We start from the raw sequence: 18,184 nt of genomic DNA, 5'->3' as shown, positions 1-18,184 counted from the left end.
GCAGAGATGCTGCTCAACTGATGAGGCAACGGGCTTCCTTGGTCGTGCTGGTGTCGTAACCGCGTCACTACCAAGGGGCCCGTTCTCTCATGCCCGCGACCACACCCGAACCTTCGTCCAGATTATCACCGCTACCACTCGAACAAGATCCGGTTTGCCACAACGCACTCATTGATCTGGACGCGACCAGGAAACAGCGCCACACCGTCACCCCGGATCTACCGCCGTCTGATCGACGAGCACTCCTCGTCCGAGGCGTTGCGTTGACCACTTGAACCCGCACCGATGAGAGGGCGCAAGCGTCCTGCGAGCAACCGCGCGGTCCGGCCAGGGACTGAGAGTCCGGTGTTTATACCTTGCTCGCGACCACCATGTAGTTCTCGGCCTCAAGATCGAACGTGCTCAGTTGCGTCTGGAGTCCGACCCGGTGCAGCTCGACTTCGAGTTCCTCGTACCGGTAGGGCCAGCAGGACAGCAGTTCCGAGCGGACAAGAACCAGCCCGGTCGCATCAACCTGCGCGATCGCAATCTCGATGTGGTGCTCCTCCTCCCAATGCGGCGCAATCTCCCAGCGGTAGACCACGACGGCATCGCGACCGTTCCGGCGGACGAGTCGGTCACTGATGTCCAGCCGGGAACCTCTGGCCCTCACGAGTTCCCAAGTGCGGGATGTGAGTACCAAGCGCCCGCCGGGGCGCAGAAGCCGTGACATCGACTCCAGAGCAGCACCCCTGCCTGTCGCGCCCGTGGCATGGTGAAGCGAGTTGCCAACGCAGAACACCATGTCGAAGGTGTTGTCCTGGAAATGGTCGGGCAACTCTTCCCAGTTCGCCCGTACGGCCCGGACGGATGCCCCGAACTCCTCAGACAACTCTGCAGTCCGACGAACCATCGCCTCGCTGGCGTCAGTTGCGACAACCTGCATGCCACGACCGGCGAGGCCCACCGCCAACTGTCCGGTTCCGCACGAACAGTCGAGGACGTGAGCGTTCGACGGCAGGAGATTGAGGACGTCGTCGAACGACGCAGCGAACTCGGCTGGAGGCAACTTTGCATCCGAGATGAGCCATTCGTACACCTCGGCAAGCACGTCATAACCTGTCACAACCACTACCTCCGTCACGCGGCAGACTCACGGTAGGACGTCAGTCCATCAGCGGAGCAAGCCGGGCGCCAATGGCTTTCGCAAGGATGGCTCTGACGGCGTTTGTGGGTTGTCAGTTGTCCGTCTGAGTGGATGTCACCGGCTGGTTATTAGGATGCCGACGCCGTCCGCGACAACGTGCGCGAACGGGCGGGATCTATGCTGTGGCCTGCGGCCACCATCTCATTGTCTGTCCACACGACTCACGATGATCAACGGTGGCCGCAGCCATGCCGTACCGGCCCTGACCAGCAAAATCACGTCCCAATGCTGGAGTGTAGGAGTAACGATGACGGATGCACGGCTGGGCCGAACCTGCGACGTTCCTCGCCGGGGAGGCGCCGTCGTATTGGCCAGAGGGCGGATGCTCCTCATTCGATATGCCCCCGAAGATGGACACAAGTACTTCATCCCTGGCGGTGGCGTCGAGCCAGGGGAAGCCCCATCGGTGACTGCCGAGCGTGAGCTGGCGGAAGAGACCGGTCTGATCGCGACGGCCGAGCGGCAACTGGCCGTGGTACGTAACAGCGACCGCGTAGAGCACTACTACCTGATGCGCCTGGGCGACCCGGATCACGCTGAACAACGCGCAGCTCCGGGTGACTTGTCGCCCGGTCAACAACTGGAGTGGGTGGACGTGGCCCTCTTGCCGAACACCCCTGTTTGGCCCAAGAGGCTGGCATGGCGCATCAGCGAATGGTCCACAAACGGCTGGCCGGACCGACCCGTGGAACTCCACGACTCGATCCGCGATTTGCACGCTACGTGCGACTGGTAGAGCGAGACTGCGAGCATCCCCGTCATAGCTCAGCCCGCCCACGACACGGCTCACCGACTCGGCTGGTCCTGCCGGCGCCGCCGCCATCAGGAGCGATCACGCACCAGCCACTACCGGCGACAAGCCGCAACCCAGACATGAAGATCACGATCTACAGCTGGAGTATCAACCGCAAACTTACCCCACTCTTTAACCCTGCTGTGCCCATTCCAGCCCCAGCGGGGTCTGTAAAGCGAGCGGTGTAACTGGGGTTGGTGTGGCTAGAGTTGGCCTGCGGTGAGGCGGCCGTCGAACGTCAGGTCGAAGGCGTTCATGGCACCCTTCCAGCGCATGGTCCAGCGTTTGCGGCCGGCGCCGGTCGGGTCGAGGCTCATGTCGGCCATATAGACGCACTTGAGCGCGGCCTGTTCCGTGGGGAAGTGCCCGCGGGCACGGACGGCCTTGCGGATGCGGGCGTTGACGCCCTCGATGCTGTTGGTCGTGCAAACGATGCGGCGTATTTCCGCGTCAAACTGAAGGAAAGGCGTGAACTCCGCCCAGCTGGACTCCCAGAGGCGGACGATCGCCGGGTATTTCTTGCCCCAGGTCTCGGCGAATTCCAGGAACCGTGTCGTGGCCGCGTCCTCGGTCGGCGCGGTGTAGACGGGCTTGAGTGCCTTCGCGATCTTGTCCCAGTCCTGTCGGGCCGCGTAACGGAACGAGGCCCGCAGCAGGTGAACCACACACGTTTGCACCACAGTTCGCGGCCAGACCTCACCGACCGCGTCCGGTAGTCCCTTCAGTCCGTCGCAGACCAGCATCAGGACATCATCGATGCCCCTGTTCTTGAGCTCGGAGAGCACTCGCAGCAGGTGTTTTGCGCCCTCACCACCGTCGCCGGCCCACAGCCCGAGGATGTCGCGGTGCCCCTCGCCCGTGACCGCCAGGGCCACATAGATCGGCCTGTTCGCTACTTGGCCATCGCGAATCTTGACGTTGATCGCGTCAATGAAGACGACCGGGTAGACGCGGCGGTTTCCATCGGTGGTTGCGACACCCGAGAGGAGTCGGGGCTGTCGGTGATCGTGCTGATGGTCGTCTTGGACACGCTGGCGCCATAGACCTCGGCCAGGTGCGAGGAGTTCTCGCCGTGGATGAGGCCCCCCTTGAAGCCCTGGTCCACCAGGGCCTTCTCCAGGCGCATCCCGCATCGCTCGGCCGCCTGGTCGAGAAGGGCCGTGCCGGCGGCGTTGTCATGTGCCGACGCGGCCAGGACGACGACGTCGATGATCAGTCCCAGCACGTCGACGGCCAGTCCCCGCTTGCGCCCCGGCGTCCTCTTGTTCGCGTCCAGTCCCGTCGCGGTCCTCGGGACACCCGCGGCCGCCCGCACGGACTGGGTGTCGATGACCACGAGGGACGGGTCCTCTAATCGGCGGGCCTTCTCTCGCACCTGGCAGCGCAGGAGTTCCTGGATCCGCTGGTCGAGCCCGTCCTGGCGCCACAGCGTGAAGTAGTAGAACACCGCCGACCAGGCCGGCAGATCGTGGGGCAGGTAGCGCCACTGACAGCCCGTCCGGTTCTGGTAGAAGATCGCGTTCACGATCTCCCGGAGATCACACGCCCCGGAGTCGCCGGTCGCCGACCGGCTCACTCGGCCCTGCTTCCAGGCCGTGATCATCGGCTCGATCAACGCCCGATGCTCATCCGATAGGTCGCTCGGATACGGTCTTCGATCCATACCCGCATCCCGGCATGCGCATGGCGAAAGGTCGGCTCGTACGGCGATCAGTACCACGATCGAGCGATCACGAACCGAGGAAGATCGGACTTAACGCCCTCTCAGTAGGTAATCCGCTTGAACTGCAGGCGGGTGGACGTGGCAGGCTTGCGTGGTGATTGTCGAGTTGGCCCCTGGGTTTCTGACCTGGGGCGATGTGGATCCCGCCCGTCATTTCTTCGACAGCGCGTCGGCGCCGCAGGTGGTGCGGTCGCTCGGGCCTGCTCGGAGGGTGCCCAGCCGCCCTGACATCCCCTTCGGCGACCCGGCGATGAGTGCCTGGAGCTCGGGCGAGGGGCAGCCCTGGGCCGATGCCATGTCGCACGCCCTCGCCGAGCGTTACGGCCGCTGGACCACGGGCTGGCGCTGGGCGCACGACGAAGGGGACTTCGACGGAGGCCCTGTCGGGAGCTGGTGCTGTCCGCGGGACTCGATCACCACACCGCAGGAGACGCTCGCCCGTGTCGCCGCGGCGCTTTGCGAGTGGCGCGAGTGGCTGGAGAGTCTCGCTGGGTGGTTCGACGCGTACCCGCTGGACCTGGCCGAGGTCGACGACCAGCGGATCTTGTGGGAGCGCGCCGCCCGGAACCTGATTGTGCAGGTGGCCGACCGGACCGGCTGCGGCAGTGGGTGGCACGGGCACTGCCGTCAGGTGCTCACCTGGTTCCTCAGCCGCTGGAACGTCGCGCCCGACGTCGCCGAGAAGCTGGTCGACGAGGCGATCGGCGGGCGGTTCGCGAGCTGGACCGGCCCCGACCCGGTGCTGGTCGAGGACGTCGCCGAGCGGCTCTCGCTCTCGCTGCGGCCGGACGACGCCGTACGAGCGGCCGGTCTCGCGCGGGACCACCTCGAGCGCTGGCTCGCGGTGCGCGAGACTGTGCCCTGGCACGAGGCCCCCGACGGGGGCGGCGAGGAACCGGTGCCCCCGTCACGCGACGGCGCCGTGGAGGACATCCGCGCCTTCGACGGTGCCATCGACCCCGCCCGCGCCGCGGGCCTGCTCGCCGCCCTGGAGCTGCTTCGGGCCGACGCGGCACGCGGCGCCCGACTCGACTTCGAGCTGCTCCGGCGCTGGCAGCAACATGTCCTGGGCACAGAGCAGTTGCCGCCGTTCCGCGAGTTGCCGGCCTTCGCCAAGGGTGGCCGGGAACGCTACGGCATCGGCCCTCACACCCGAGCCCGCCTCGACGCCTGTCTGGCCGTTAGCGCACGGGACGCCGAGCGGCCCCTTCCGCTCACTGCTCGGGCTGCACGCGCCTACCTCGACGTGTGCTTCTTCCATCCCTTCGACGACGGCAACGCCCGGTCCGCCTTCCTCGCCCTCGTCTTCGTCCTCGCCCGCGAGGGCGTCGCGCTCGACGGGGTCAGCCTGCTGCGTCGCGTCACCTTCCAGGCCGATGAGCCGCAGGATGCGCTGACCCTCACGCGGTACGTCGACATCCACCTCGCGGAGACCCGACGCAACACCGCCTCCCTTGGCTCCTAGCGGTTGGGCAAGAAGGCGCTGCTGAGAAGTAGCGTACCGACCTGGTGACAACTACACGGCCTCGCCGTACCGAAGCCGCAGGTCAGTAGGCGCCGATGGTGAAAACTATCGTGCTCCGGCTACCCGACCGCATCAGGCCGGCGAGTGAGGAGCAGCGTTTTCGGGCTGCGCCTCACTCGGGGAAGTAGTTGTTGGCTCCGGTGCGTCGGGGGCGGTGTAGAAGACTGAGCTGCCTTGCTTGGTGCGTTGAGCCTGGCTTTTGGCCACGAGTCCTTCGAGCGTGACGCGCACGACCTTGGTCTTGATTCCGCGTTCGGGATGGGCCTGGCCGAGCGTGGCGGAGATTTCTGCAGCGGAGCGTGGTTCGTTCTGTTCGGCGAGGTGGCGGCGGATGAGTTCTACCAGGGTGGGCTGGGTTGTCTTCGCAGCGGCTGCGGTCTTGGCCGCGGGCTTGTTGGCGGCTGACTTCCTGCCCGTCGGGCTTGCCTGCGCGGCCGTGGCCTTCCTCGCCCTCCCCCTGCCGCCTGGTTCGGCGCTTTTCTGCCGAGGAGAGGGCACCGCGGTGCTCTCGGGCGTGACCGCTGACTGAGCTGGTGCTTTGGCGATGCCGAGCGCCTGCTGCATGTTCAGCAGCACGGTGTGGTCCTGCTGCAGGGCGGTCAACTGTTCTTGCAGGGCGGTGATTTCCGCACCGACGCGTTCCTGTTCGTTGAGATTGTGTTCGAGGTCGTCGGTCACCCGGGCGATGTACTGCGATGTCAGTTCCGTGGTGCTAGTCGTGCTCTCGGACATGGCGCTTGACCTTTCCTCGTGTGCGGCCGTGAGGGCGGCGTCTGCGGGCCGCTCCCGACCGGGGCAGCGTTCCTGTCGGCCAGTGCCGACGGTGCCGAAGAACGGATGCCACCGTTGCAGCAACGTGCCTTGCGTAGTGATGGTACGGACCGGCGGAGCCGGTTGTTCCCTCTCAGGCGACCTCCCTCAGCCCGCGGCTGGCCTCAAGGCAGTGGTGCCTGGCACCTGCGGGACGTTACTGCTGGGCGGACTCGTGTACGGGGCTGGGGCAGTTGCCAGAACACTTCGGCGGTCTCCCGGTTGTGGTGCCAGGCTCCCAGCGTGCGGGTGGTCACCAGCCGGTCGAGCAGTTCTCCGGTCTGCTGCGGGGAGTGCCCGCACAGGCGGGCGAGGATATCCAGGTCGGTGCTGTGTTCGGTATGGACGCTGCTGTGTGCGGCCGGTACCAGGGCGGTCAGCCGCAGGGCAGGCGGTGCGGCCGGAAGGACCAACGGGGCGGGGTGCAGCGCCCAGTGGGCGCAACGACGGCGGGCGCAGCGACCGGGCGCCTGGTCCAGGACCGCGGCATCGAGCAGCCGCACCTGCATGGGCGGTGACCTCATCTGAGCCTGTGCTGGCTGACCGAACACATCGGGCGCCGGCAGCGCCGGCGGCACATCGCCGACGCCCGAACCCGGGAAGCCGTCCTGCACCTGCTGATGAACGGCCATACGGCAACCGCCCGACAGGTCGCGGGGGCGCTGCGGCCCCCACTGTCCGATACGGTGCGGGCGTACGTCATCGAAGGGCCGCGCGCGCATCGCGACAGGATGGCGGACGCGCTGGCCAAGGTGGTCGAGGACGCGTGGATCGTGCCATGCCCCGTATACGCCGACCACATGATGTGCTCGCTGCCGCCGACCCCGAGGACGGCACCGTCAGCCATCCGACGTGGATCTGGGCGCTCTTGGTGGCGGACACCTGCTCGATCGGAGTGAGCAACGCCGTGCCCCTGGGGGAGACCGCCACCGGCTATGCCCAAGCCTTCCACGCCCTCGCTGCCGCACGCCACAGTAACGAACGGCACTCCCTATTCGCGCACAACCCCGACCTGGCACTCACCATCGGACCACCAGTGACGTCCTGGGCCGAGGCCTTGCTCGCGCCGCTGCGTGCCCACCGCGCCAGGCGCGCACAGGACCCGGACAGTGAGGAACTGCTGGTCACCGCAGCGTCATGGCTCAACTTCTCCTCCCACGCGACGGCCCATCTCGAAATCCACCGCAACACCCTGTCGGCGCACTCGGACTTATCCAGCAACTGCTGGCCCTCGACCTGGAGCGGCTCGCCGACCAGGCCGCGCTGGCCCTGGCACTGCACACGATCGCCGTGGCTGTCCCGCCCTCCCCGGAGCACCCGACGACAGGGCCCGGGAAAGCGGCGCCCACCTTGGACGAACTCCTTGCGCTGCCCCGCGTCGTGGCGTGGGCGCAACACCAGTTCCGTCCCCTTCACGCGCAGCAGGTCGAGTACGCGGAATTCCGTGGGCGTCAGCTTGAGCGGCTCACCGGCCACACTGGCCTCGAGGCTTTGGGAGTCGAGCCGCAACAGGCCGTCGTCGTAGATGCTTTCCCCTCATCGCTCCGGTGATCTGCTGCGGTGCAGCACTCTCTCCATGCGGGAGAGGAGTTCCGCGGTCTCGTAGGGTTTGACGATGTAGTCGTCCGCTCCAAGATTGAGTCCGTGCAGACGTGAGCGGAGATCGTGGCGCGCCGTCACGGCAATGACGGGTATGTCACTGACGGCCCGGAGCCGTGTCAGGATCTCGTAGCCGTCCATGTCCGGGAGCCCGAGGTCCAGCAGTACCAGGTCGGGCCGTTGGGCATATGCTGCACGCAGACCGGCTGATCCCGAACTCAGCCCTCTTCTGCCGGTTACGGGACCGCCGAGCGGCGGATCTGCAGGCATCCGAGCAGTACCGGCGTGGCCGACCGGTGTCCGAAGCGGGTGGCAGCGGCCCACCGCACTCCCGACACTCGCGGTCTGCCATCCCCACGACGTGGCCTCCTCTTCGGATGGACCGCGAGCATGACACGAAACCTGCTTTCGTGACGCCCCGTTGGGTGCAATTAGGGGAGCGCCTCTTGGCCGTTGGGTTCGTCGCCCTCCGCGTCCGTGCCCGGATCGTCCGGCTCTGAGATTCGGCACATCGGCCACCTCCTCCCGACAGCGACCGCGACCATCGCGGGCTGTCGCGACGCGCACGCGGTGGATCCGTGAGTCGCCGGTGCATCGTGCGAGAGGAGCTGAGAGGTGCGCGAGTCCCATCACCTGACGTGGTCCGCCAACCGTCCCTCAGAACGGACCCACCGACAAGGACGCGCAATCAACGTAGCTCCAGCGCCAGTTGAAGAAAGCCAGGGGCATGGCCCCAACCGTCCGCCGACGCAGACCGCCCGTCCCGCTCCTGCGCCAGGTGCACCACGGCCGATGCGGCATGAGCAGGTGGCGCGCCGGTTCTGGATCAGGAACTGTCCGCGCTGCCAGGCCTCGGCGGGCAGGACTGTGTCGTCAACGCCCACACCGGCACAGGCGCCGCGTAGGAGACCCCCACTACGAGCGGATCGAGCCCATCCTCGCGGAGCGCAGAGCCAAGGCGGAACGCCGACGGCGGGGACCGGGACCGTACAACAACTCCTGCCCGGACTGCGGAAGGCCGCCGGGCGAACGCTGCGCCTCACCCAGTGGCGGCGTCCGTCGCGCGCGGGAGGCATGCTGGCAGATCGCTGCGCCAACACAGATCGTGGCCGGCGCGGTGACCTTGCCGGGCAGCGCACAACATCTTCGCCGCCGCCGGGCCGCCCGTACGGGCCCACCCCTCGGGGCGCCTTACGCGCCGCCCCCAGTAGTCGCGGTCTCAGATGTTCCGCAGGTACGGCACGACCGTCAGCTCCATATCCACGGCGAACGGCATGTCCAGCCGCGTGTCTCCGCCGCCGACGAACCGTCCGAGCCCGGGCTGCCGCACGACCGTCCAGTTCAGCTGGATCTCGATCGCCGAGTGCGGGGGCACCTGGACGGAGACGGTCTTCTTGCGGGAGAGCGTGGCCTGGGTGGTCACGGCATACATGGACCTCACCTCGCTGCTGAGTATCCCGCCCAGCACGGCCAGCCCGGCGAAGGTCAGTCTCCCGTCGGTGCCCTTGATGGTGGCCTTGCGGTCCTCGACCGTGACCGTGCGCTCCACACTCCAGGAGAACTCCTCCGTGTCGGTCAACGTGCCGGAGCTGTCGTTGCGCACGATCTTCTTCTCGGCGCGGGCGAAGACGTCGTCGGGCTTGTCCTCCACGACACCGGTGAAGCGGAACTGGCTGGGGAGCAGAGTGCGCGGGCCGGTGGCCGCGGGCGGTGACGGGTTCCAAGAGGGGTTGCGGGCCGTCGGCCTAATGACGAGGGACGCCATCAGCTCAGGTGAGAGTGAGAGAGATGTGTTGCGCACCAACCAGGTCTCCCGACAGTACCCGCACGTGAAGGTGTTGGGCGGCGCGAAGGTGACCGGCGCGCTCGCCGGGGCCAGACGTGTTCTCTCCCACGTGGTCAGACCGCTGGCGGCCGAGAGTCTCAGTGACTTGTTGAGCAGTGTCAGGGCGCTATTGAGGATCTGGCAGCCGCAGCGCGGACAGGCCCCGTGTCCATGTAGCGCACCATCGCCAGACTGATGCCCACCCGTGGCCCCCCCCCGAATACGGTCCTCCCTCGACAACCCCCTTCGAGCGTACGGCCGCGCCCCTTTAGGCGTGGCCCTCACGCAGCAACATTTCCGACACCCCGGCCCTGGCCACCTTCATAGGCAGGCCACCCGCCTCATCTGGCCCGCCGACCACGGCCTTCGCCGCATCGCGTTGACCGACCCGACGCCCGTCTACCCGCACTCGCTCGTCTGGCACCGCGACAACCCCCACTCCGCGCTGGCCACCCTCCGCACCCACCTCGCCGCCACAGCGGCCGGCTACGACGCCGCCGGGACCTGGAGGCCGGGCTGGGTGATTCCGCGCTGAACGACGGCGCATCTTCGATCACCGTGGCCGGATCGACGGGCGGTGGTTCAGGGGCAGACGTGGCCATCGGCACACTCCCTTTCGCCGGCTCAGCAGGACGAGATCTGGAGACGCTGGCGTGAGGTCAGCCGTTCAGCTTGATCGGGCGGGCACTCGGGGCGCCAATGCAGCGCGCCCGTCGCTTCCTGTACCAGAGCGGCGGGGTCCGCCTCACCCCGCAAACGCGGCCTGAGCGGCATCTGTGCGGCAGCGAGCGCGAGGAGATGTCCCGCGGCATCGCCACCGGGGAATCGGCCCGGCAACTGGCCAAGCGGCTGGGCCGATCCCCTTCGACCGTCTCCCGCGAGATCGCCCGCAACGGCGGCCGGGACCGCTACCGAGCCGCCTCGGCCGATGCAGCCGCCTACGCGCGTGGGCGTCGTCCAAGCGACACAGCAATGTTTGGTTTCATTCATGTTTGTTGATTTGGTAAGGAATCCGAGTAAGATCATTGACGTGTTGTGTTGGCTTATGGTTGCCTACGGAACGTGAACAGCATGTAACAGAGTTCGAGCTCACCGCCCGAGTGGGCCTTCTGTCATCAGAAGGGCAACCAATGAACGCGGTACCACGCATGCGTCTGATCGTTCGGCTCGAGTCAGGAGCGGAAAGGGAGTTCGGCCCTTTCGCGCTCGGAGAAACAGCCGACGCCACCCAGGACGACTTCGATGTCAGCGTCAGTGAGACGGCACCCTTCAAGGTGTCCGTGCGCCCGCCGAGTGGCGAGCGCATCGTCTCGCTCGAGTATCTGCTTCGCGCCCCGATGGGGAACTTCGACGAGGTCGTCCCGCCGGACAGCGGCCGGTGGTTCATGAACCTCATGCACGTCACGGGCTTCTGGAAGTACGGCAGGCTCGCCCAGTCGAAGATCAACGACGTGAAGGTTCCGCTGTACATGTTCACCGGCCGGGACGGGAACGTGGAACTGGCCATGGGGGTCATCGGCGCCCTCACCGAGACCGACCTCCGCCTCCTGGAACCCGTCTCCAACCGCGCCCTGAACGTGCACACGCGCGGCGTCGAGGTGAGCATCCGGCGGGGCACGGAGGAGTATCCGCTGCCGCGATCGGTGCCGGCCGCCAACGGATCCGTGACCGAACACGTCTATGTCCTCACCCGGCAGAAGGACGGCGGTCACGGGCCCTGGATGAACGTCCTCAGGGACTTCTCGGAGCACACCCGGACCGTCTTCGGGCTGCGCGACCGTATCGTCACGGAGTCGTTCGAACCCTTCTGGTGCAGCTGGACCGACTGGGCCAGCGACGACATCAGCGCGGACATGGTCCTGGAGAACGTCAAGATCGGCCTGGACGTCGGTGTCCGGAACTTCATCATCGACGACGGCTGGTTCGGCCCCGGCCTCGACACCGCGTACGACACCCCGCTGAACATCGGTGACTGGCAGCCCGATCCCGCCAAGTTCCCCGACATGCGAGGGCTGGTACGCCGTCTCGAGGACATGGGAGCACGTGCCGTCATCTGGTGCGCCCCCCACGCCGTAGGTCCCGCCGCCGACTGTTTTGCCGACCGCCGTCACCTGCTCATCGCCCCGAGTTCCGGTGAACCCGTCCTGGGCGAGACGCAGTTCTACTCCCTGTGCTTCATGAACGCCGAGGCGCGCAAGGTGATGGCCGACGTCTGCGTACGGCTGGTCGAGGAGTACGGCTTCCACGGAGCCAAGTACGACCTGTTCAACTGGATACCCGACCTGCGGTGCGAAAGCCCTCACCACGAGCACGACCTGGACTCGATGCTCATAGGGTTACAGCTGATGCTGGAGGACGCCGACCGGCGCACCCGTGAGGTGTTGCCCGACTACGTCGTCGAACTCAAGCAGAACTACGGCACGGTGTTCCTCACCCCGTACGGCACCTGTATGCGCGCCGGCGACGCCCCGTTCGACCCGCGGACGAACTTCCTGCGCACCCTGCATGTGCAGGCCTACACGCCCGCCTCGATCAACGACTACCAGACGTTCGGCCCGGGGGACACACCGACGGACGTAGCCGTGACGGTCATCGCCATGCTGGCCGCCGGGATCCCGGCCTACGGCTCGGACTTCGCGCGACTGTCCGACGAAAGCAAGGACGTGCTCCGGTGGCATCACCAGCTCTACGCCGACAACCTCAGCGGCTTCCTGCGGCACCGCCGCGCTGACAACGCCTCGCACAGCGTCCTGCGGGCCGCGGCCGACGAGCGCGATGTCGTCTTCGTTCTCCAGCCCGCCACCTCCTGCCGGGTCCACCGGCCGACCGTCGTACTCAACGGCGGGTACACAACCCGGCTCACGGTGGACGCGCAGGCCGCCGGGCTCTCCTTCAGCGTCCTGTCGCCGACCGGCGAACGGATCACCACAGGACGCGAGCATCCCGGAGGCCCGCTGACCATCGACGTTCCGCCCGGTGGCGGCATCGTCTTCGAAGGGCCTGCGGGGAGCGAGGTCCGGCTCTGATGGTGCCTGCTTTCGAAGTCACCTCACGCGAACGGTCGATCGCCGCTGCCCGGCACACACTGGACGAGGTGCACAGAACGGCAGCCGGCCGGCCGGCCTCGGACGCGGACCTGTCCCACGCCACCAGCGTCGTGGCAATCGTGGCCTCGTCCCGGGGCGGCAGCAGCCTCCTCCACCAGATCCTCTCCGACCAGCCGGACGTGCTGTCCATCGCCGGCGAGCACACCTCTCTGTACAAGCTGAACCGGCTCGACCGCGGCCGCGACGGATCCGACGCCCTGGAGCCGGACGTGGAGTTCGACTGGACGGCGTTCTCAAGGGACTTCATGTCTCTCCTCGGATCGGGCCCGGCCCGCCCCCCGGCCACCGCCGCGGACCGGTTGCGGTATACGGCCGTGGTGACGCGGCGCCTCGCCCTCCAGTGGCCGCTGGAGGAGATCGCGTTCGCGACCGTACGGGAGGCCGTCGACCACGCCTCCAGGACCTGTGCACGGCCCGATGAGCCGGACACATTCCTCGTCGAGGTCCTGCACCACCTCCGCGCGACCCATCCCCGTATCGATCCGTCGTTCTACGACTTACCGCCCGCCTTCCGGGCCACGGCGTCCGACGCCGACCTTCGCCCGCCCCACGACGGCTACTGCATCGAGGAACCGCCGTTCGTCGTCCCCCGGGCCCGCACCGCCGCCGATCGCGGCGCATTGCGGCGCCACCCCGTGGTGATCAAGTCGTCGGTCGACGCCTACCGGCTCCCGATGCTGCGACGGCTGATGCCGAACGCCCGCATACGGGTCATCCACCTCACCCGCAACCCCGCCGCGAGCGTGAACGGGCTCTACGACGGCTGGCGCGACCGGGGATTCTTCTCGTACGACGTCTCCGACCAGCACGCCCTGTCGATCGACGGATACTCGGAGCTCGGCGAGGCCGCTCGGCGCTGGTGGAACTTCGACATTCCCCCCGGCTGGGAGAAGCTCGTCGACCAGCCGCTGGAATGGGTGTGCGCGAACCAGTGGGCGGGCGCGCACCGGTCCGCCCTCGACGCACTGGGCCCCGACACCGCGGACGACGTCCTGCGCGTGCCGTTCGAGCAGATCCTCGATCCCACCACCCGGGAGCGGACCCTGCGGTCCGTCTTCGCCTTCGCCGGGATCCCGCAACTGACCCGTCCGGTGAGCTTCCCGGTCGTGATGGCGACCGCGCGGCCCCGCCCGGCCCGCTGGAGGCAGCGGGCCGATCTCGTGCTCCCCGCAGTCGACCGGCCGGACATCCGCGACGTCGCGGACGAACTTGGTTACCGCAAGGGGGAGGAGGACCAGTGGGTGTGACCGCGGCCGCCTACCACGGGCCGGGCTGGCGCGCCCGCCCCGGACGGCACGAGGACGACATCGCAGCTGGCGGGAACTGGGCGCCCTTTGGCGTGAGCCGCGACTTCGACCGTCTCACCGACGTCGCCCTGCACTGCCCGCCGGCCGCGCTCCTCACCGCCGGTGAGCCCGACGCACTCCAGCACCTGGAACGGCTCGACCACGCCGCGCTCCGCCGCGACATGGACGCGCTGGCCGAGGCGTACGGCACGCTGGGCGTCACCGTGCACACACTGCCCGCCCCAGAGCCACCCGGCAGCAATCCGTACCGCGGCGCCAACGCGATGTACGCGCGCGACCTGCTGTGGATGACCCGGGCGGGCGCCGTGATCCCCCGGATGGCCAGCGCCGTTCGGGCCGGCGAGGAACTCCAGACCCTCAGACTCTGCGCCCGGCTCGGCATCCCGGTGGCCCGTACCGTCGGCGCCAACGGCGTCTTCGAGGGCGCCGACGCCCAGTGGCTGCGCTCCGAACTGGTCGCCGTCGGACTCGGCGCACGCACGAACGAGGCCGGGGCCCGGCAGATCGCGGACGAGGCCGGACAGCAGGGCGCGCGAGTCCTGCGGCTTTCCGTGCCCACCGGGGTCCAGCACCTGCTCGGGGTCCTCCAGGTGCTCGACGCGGACCTGCTCGCCGCCCGCACCTCGATCATGGACCCGGCGGAGATCCGGCACCTGCGCGAGCTGGGCTTCACGGTCGTCGACATCCCCGAGTCCGAGGAGGTCAGCACCCACCTGGCGTTCAACTTCGTCACCGTGGCGCCGCGGGCGGTCCTCATGCCGACCGGGTCCCGCGCCACGGCGGACCTGCTGTCCCGGCACGGCGTCGAGTGTGTCGCCCGCGTCCCGATACCGGAACTCACCAAGGGCGCAGGGGGAATCGCCTGTGCCACGGGAATTCTCGCCCGCACACCCCAGGACTGAGGTAGCCCCCCATGCCCACGCCCACACTCAGCGTCGTCGTTCCCTTCTACAACGTCGCCCCCTACTTCCCCGAACTCCTGGAGTCCCTGGCCCACCAGGACCTCAAGGACATCGAAGTGATCCTGGTCGACGACGGCTCGACCGACACCAGTCCGCAGATCGCCACCGCATGGGTGGCCAAGGACGACCGCTTCTCTCTCATCACCCAGCACAACCAAGGTCTCAGCGCCGCCCGCAACGTCGGTGCCGAGCGGGCGACCGGCACTTATCTGGCCTTCGCCGACTCCGACGACGTCGTTCCGACGACGGCCTACCGGGCACTGGTGGAATCCCTGGAGTCCACCAACTCGGACTTCGCGTCCGGAGACGTCCGACGCCTCGACTCCTCCGGAACACACCGCCATCCGCGCTACGCCGAGGTCTTCGCCGCCCCGCGCAGCCGCACCCACATCACCCGCGACCAGGATCTGATCCTCGACCGGATGATCTGGAACAAAGTGTTCCGCAGGTCGTTCTGGGACCGGCACCGCTTCGCCTTCTCCCTCGCCCAGTACGAGGACGCGCCGGTCACCGTGCGGGCCCATATCGAGGCCCGGTCGGTCGATGTGGTCGGGCAGGTCGTCTACCACTGGCGAATCCGGGAAGCCGGGGAACGCTCCATCACACAGCGCCTGTACGAGCCCGACAACATCGCGGCCCGTATGCGCATGATGGTGGTCACCGGGGAGATCCTCCGCGAGCACGCCCCCGAACTGCTGCCCGTCTACGAGCGTGACATGTGCCTCGGTGACCTGCGCATCGCGATGCTAGCCATGCTGGAAAACACCGACGACGCGATGGCGACGGCCCTGGAACTCGGCCGCGGTTTCCTCGCCCGGGTGGACGAGCAGGTGATCGAGCGACTGCCCGAGGTGAACCGGCACCGGCTCGCCCTCTTCCGTGTGGGGAAGTCCGAGGAACTCCGCGAGGCACTGCGTGCTGACGGGCAGTAGCGCGACGGACAGCGCACCGGCCGCTCCCGCCCGACGGAGGTCGGCCGGTCAACTACTGTGCGAGGAAGCCGACTTCCGCCGCGTCTACCTGTCCCAGCTGGTCAGCTTGGGCGGGGACTGGTTCGCGATGATCCCGCTCCTGGCCCTGCTCCAGGAGTTGACCAGCGCCCCCCTGTGGGGAGCGCTGGTCCTCGCGGCCGACACGCTGGTCATCGCCGCGTTGTCCCCGTACGCCGGTGTGGTCGTCGACCGTGTCGACCGCCGCCGGCTGATGATCATCTGTGATCTGCTGTCCGCCGGGTTCATCGCCACCCTGTTCCTCGTACGGACCGAGTCGACCGCCTGGATCGCCCTGATCGCGCTGGGCGGTGTCGCGGGCGTGAAGGCCTTCTACGGCCCCGCGGCGAACGCGGCGCTCCCCAACCTGGTCCCGAAAGTCGACCTGCTGACCGCGAACGCCCTCACCGGCGGCGCTTGGGGCGTCATGCTCGCGGTGGGGGCCTCACTGGGCGCGCTGCTCGCCTCCACTCTCGGCACCTACTGGTGCTTCGCCCTCGACGTGTTCTCCTTCTGCGTCTCCGCGGCCCTGGTCCAGCGGGTGCGCAGACCCTGCGGTGGCGGCGGGGCCGGCAAGCCGCGGGGCAGGGTGCGGGACGATGTCCGCGAGACCGCGTCCTTCGCCCGCCAGGACCGTCGCATCGTGTCGCTGCTGCTGGCCAAGCCGGGAACCGCCCTGGGCAACGGAGTACTGGCGCTCTTCCCCGCCCTGGGCGCCGCCGTGTTCCACGTGGGCGATGTCGGCGTGGGCCTGCTGTACGCCGCGCGCGGAGTGGGGGCGCTGATCGGCCCCGTGCTGGGCCGCCAACTCCTGTGGGGGCGGGAGGGCCGAATCCGTCTACTCATTCTGGCCTCGACTCTCATGTTCGGCCTCGCCTACGCCGGCTTCTCCGCCGTCAGCTGGTTTCCACTGGCCGTCCTGCTGGTCGTGGTCGCCCACGTCGGCGGCAGCATGAACTCCACCCTGTCGTCCTTCGCCCTGCAGTCGGCCACCCCGGACGACATCCGCGGGCGAGTCCTCAGCATCGACTTCATGTTCTCCACCCTCTCCCTCGGCGTGAGCCAACTGGTGGCCGGAGGCCTCGCGACAACCATGGACGCGCCCCAGGCGGCCTTGTGCATCGCGGGCATCGTGATCACCTACGGCACGCTCTGGTGGACCCTCTCCGGGAACCTGAGCGCACGCCGCACCACCTCACCCCATGCGAAACGAGGTTGACCCGATCATGCTGGTTCGCCCCAAGCCGTGCTGTTGCGGCGTGACGGTATGGCTCACCGGATCGCCGGACGCGGGCACATCGCCCCTCGCCCATGCCGTGGCCGAGCGACTACGGGGCGCGGGGCGTCGAGTGGCCGTACTCGAAGCCGGCGACGTGCGGCGTGCAGGGCTGACGGCCGAGGTCCTCGCGCGCAACAGCGTGATCGTCCTGGTGTCCTCGACGGCCGCGCCGTACACGGACAGCGGCGACGTCGTACGCGAACGGCACGACAGGAGCGGCACGCAGTTCCTGCACGTGCACATGACGACGCCGACAGCGGCCTCCGCCCCATCCGAAGTCAACGGCTTTCCGTACGCCCCGGACCTCGTCATCCGGCCTTCCACACCCTCCACGGGGAAGTCGGCCTCGCTGCTGCTCGGGCTACTGGCAGAGAAACGCTTTGTAGAGGGCGCCGCCTGATGGGCACCGGTCAGGGCACCGGGCCCACTGGGGGAGTCCGCGAGTAGCGACGAACAGCCGAACCGGTCATACGTGAACGGTTCGTGCGCTGTTCGCCTGCCAATCACACGAACACCATGGAACAGGAGACCATGCGCCAGGTGGCCTCCCTACCCGCTGAGGAGGAAACGGATGTTGGTGCACTGTGGACGGCACCAGGCGCAGCAGGCCCGCGGTGCGGGTGGGTCCTCACCGACGTAGGGCGCGGATCTCGATGATCCGGCGTTCGGTGCGTGTCGGGTGCGGCGCGGGCCCGTGTGCCGGCCTGCCCGCGAGGACCTCGTCGACCTGACCCATCTGAGCGGTGACGTGGAACAGCTCCGCAGACATGGAGGTCTGCACGGGCAGCGTCAGGGGAGGTGGCGACATATCCTCCGCTCCTGCCAGCGCGTGCGATGCCGTGTGTCGCTTCACCCGCCCGGTCGGGAGTCGGCGAACGAGCGCTACCCCCAAGGACGTCGACCTATGCGTGTGCTTCTCGTCGAGGACGAGTCTGATCTCCGGGACACCATCGCGGCCGGACTGCAGGGAGCCGGATACGCCGTCGCCGACCGGCCGGACGCGGACATCCTGATCGACCTCGCCCCCTACGACTGCCTGGTCCTGGACCGGCCCGTGTCCTCAGGCGACACCCTCTACG

General features: G+C 67.9%; 16 protein-coding genes and 3 pseudogenes. 11 read left to right on the top strand and 8 right to left on the bottom strand.

Features of this window, described 5'->3' with window-relative positions:
- Positions 1–349: 349 nt before the first annotated feature.
- A complete protein-coding gene (locus LJ657_RS46790) occupies positions 350–1,105 on the bottom strand; it encodes a class I SAM-dependent methyltransferase (RefSeq protein WP_232655833.1) in 756 nt (251 codons plus the stop codon).
- Positions 1,106–1,433: 328 nt separating this feature from the next.
- Between LJ657_RS46790 and LJ657_RS46785 the strand changes: the two genes are divergently transcribed.
- Positions 1,434–1,922, top strand: a complete 489-nt coding sequence (locus LJ657_RS46785; protein WP_232655828.1) for an NUDIX hydrolase — start codon at positions 1,434–1,436, stop codon at positions 1,920–1,922.
- Positions 1,923–2,182: 260 nt separating this feature from the next.
- On the opposite strand, the pseudogene LJ657_RS46780 reads toward LJ657_RS46785, so the two are convergent.
- Both LJ657_RS46780 and LJ657_RS46775 read right to left on the bottom strand, forming a co-directional pair.
- Positions 2,183–3,063: pseudogene (locus tag LJ657_RS46780) on the bottom strand (IS256 family transposase); the annotation flags it as partial.
- Positions 3,063–3,642, bottom strand: a pseudogene (locus LJ657_RS46775) (IS5 family transposase); the annotation flags it as partial. The pseudogenes LJ657_RS46775 and LJ657_RS46780, both read right to left, overlap by 1 nt.
- A gap of 196 nt (positions 3,643–3,838) precedes the next feature.
- Here LJ657_RS46775 and LJ657_RS46770 point away from each other — a divergent pair.
- Positions 3,839–5,167, top strand: a complete 1,329-nt coding sequence (locus LJ657_RS46770) for a Fic family protein (protein ID WP_232655832.1) — start codon at positions 3,839–3,841, stop codon at positions 5,165–5,167.
- Between the two features lie 132 nt (positions 5,168–5,299).
- Here LJ657_RS46770 and LJ657_RS46765 read toward each other — a convergent pair whose 3' ends face one another.
- Both LJ657_RS46765 and LJ657_RS46760 read right to left on the bottom strand, forming a co-directional pair.
- Positions 5,300–5,959 carry a hypothetical protein gene (locus LJ657_RS46765; protein WP_232655827.1) on the bottom strand — a complete coding sequence of 220 codons (660 nt, stop codon included), beginning with the start codon at positions 5,957–5,959 and terminating at the stop codon, positions 5,300–5,302.
- Between the two features lie 203 nt (positions 5,960–6,162).
- The gene (locus LJ657_RS46760; RefSeq protein ID WP_232655826.1) at positions 6,163–6,759 is read right to left on the bottom strand and encodes a hypothetical protein; all 597 of its coding nucleotides are present in this window, start codon (positions 6,757–6,759) and stop codon (positions 6,163–6,165) included.
- A 415-nt stretch (positions 6,760–7,174) separates the two neighbouring features.
- On the opposite strand from LJ657_RS46760, the gene LJ657_RS46755 reads away from it, so the two are divergent.
- Positions 7,175–7,588, top strand: coding sequence for a hypothetical protein (locus LJ657_RS46755; protein WP_232655825.1), 414 nt, complete (start codon positions 7,175–7,177; stop codon positions 7,586–7,588).
- Here LJ657_RS46755 and LJ657_RS46750 read toward each other — a convergent pair.
- On the bottom strand, positions 7,574–7,906 hold the full coding sequence (locus tag LJ657_RS46750) for a response regulator transcription factor (RefSeq protein WP_232655824.1): 333 nt from the start codon (positions 7,904–7,906) through the stop codon (positions 7,574–7,576). The two genes, LJ657_RS46755 and LJ657_RS46750, sit on opposite strands and share 15 nt — an antisense overlap.
- Before the next feature lie 949 nt (positions 7,907–8,855).
- On the bottom strand, positions 8,856–9,401 hold the full coding sequence (locus tag LJ657_RS46745) for a hypothetical protein (protein WP_232655823.1): 546 nt from the start codon (positions 9,399–9,401) through the stop codon (positions 8,856–8,858).
- Between the two features lie 353 nt (positions 9,402–9,754).
- Between LJ657_RS46745 and LJ657_RS46740 the strand changes: the two are divergent.
- From LJ657_RS46740 to LJ657_RS46705, 8 genes and pseudogenes are all read left to right on the top strand, one after another.
- Positions 9,755–9,996 (top strand): annotated as a pseudogene (locus LJ657_RS46740) (LysR family transcriptional regulator); the annotation flags it as partial.
- A gap of 164 nt (positions 9,997–10,160) precedes the next feature.
- On the top strand, positions 10,161–10,460 hold the full coding sequence (locus tag LJ657_RS46735; RefSeq protein WP_308117152.1) for a helix-turn-helix domain-containing protein: 300 nt from the start codon (positions 10,161–10,163) through the stop codon (positions 10,458–10,460).
- Positions 10,461–10,609: 149 nt separating this feature from the next.
- Positions 10,610–12,487: an alpha-galactosidase gene (locus tag LJ657_RS46730; RefSeq protein ID WP_232655822.1), complete on the top strand. Its 1,878-nt coding sequence runs from the start codon at positions 10,610–10,612 to the stop codon at positions 12,485–12,487.
- Positions 12,488–12,555: 68 nt separating this feature from the next.
- Positions 12,556–13,815, top strand: a complete 1,260-nt coding sequence (locus LJ657_RS46725) for a sulfotransferase (protein WP_232655821.1) — start codon at positions 12,556–12,558, stop codon at positions 13,813–13,815.
- Positions 13,806–14,777 (top strand): dimethylarginine dimethylaminohydrolase family protein, encoded by a 972-nt coding sequence (locus LJ657_RS46720; RefSeq protein WP_232655820.1) that lies wholly within the window; start codon positions 13,806–13,808, stop codon positions 14,775–14,777. Before LJ657_RS46725 ends, LJ657_RS46720 begins: the two co-directional genes overlap by 10 nt.
- Positions 14,778–14,788: 11 nt before the next feature.
- Entirely contained in the window at positions 14,789–15,769 is a 981-nt protein-coding gene (locus LJ657_RS46715) for a glycosyltransferase family 2 protein (RefSeq protein ID WP_232655819.1), read from the top strand.
- Entirely contained in the window at positions 15,753–17,045 is a 1,293-nt protein-coding gene (locus LJ657_RS46710) for an MFS transporter (RefSeq protein WP_232655818.1), read from the top strand. The genes LJ657_RS46715 and LJ657_RS46710 overlap by 17 nt, the downstream gene beginning before the upstream one ends.
- Before the next feature lie 40 nt (positions 17,046–17,085).
- Positions 17,086–17,505: an adenylyl-sulfate kinase gene (locus LJ657_RS46705; RefSeq protein WP_232655817.1), complete on the top strand. Its 420-nt coding sequence runs from the start codon at positions 17,086–17,088 to the stop codon at positions 17,503–17,505.
- Between the two features lie 228 nt (positions 17,506–17,733).
- Here LJ657_RS46705 and LJ657_RS46700 read toward each other — a convergent pair whose 3' ends face one another.
- Positions 17,734–17,913, bottom strand: coding sequence for a hypothetical protein (locus LJ657_RS46700; RefSeq protein WP_232655816.1), 180 nt, complete (start codon positions 17,911–17,913; stop codon positions 17,734–17,736).
- Positions 17,914–18,184 lie beyond the last annotated feature (271 nt).

The organism is Streptomyces guryensis, assembly GCF_021261325.1.
In the GTDB taxonomy this organism is placed as follows: Bacteria; Actinomycetota; Actinomycetes; order Streptomycetales; family Streptomycetaceae; genus Streptomyces; species Streptomyces guryensis.
This window is presented reverse-complemented; position numbering and strand designations above follow the sequence as displayed.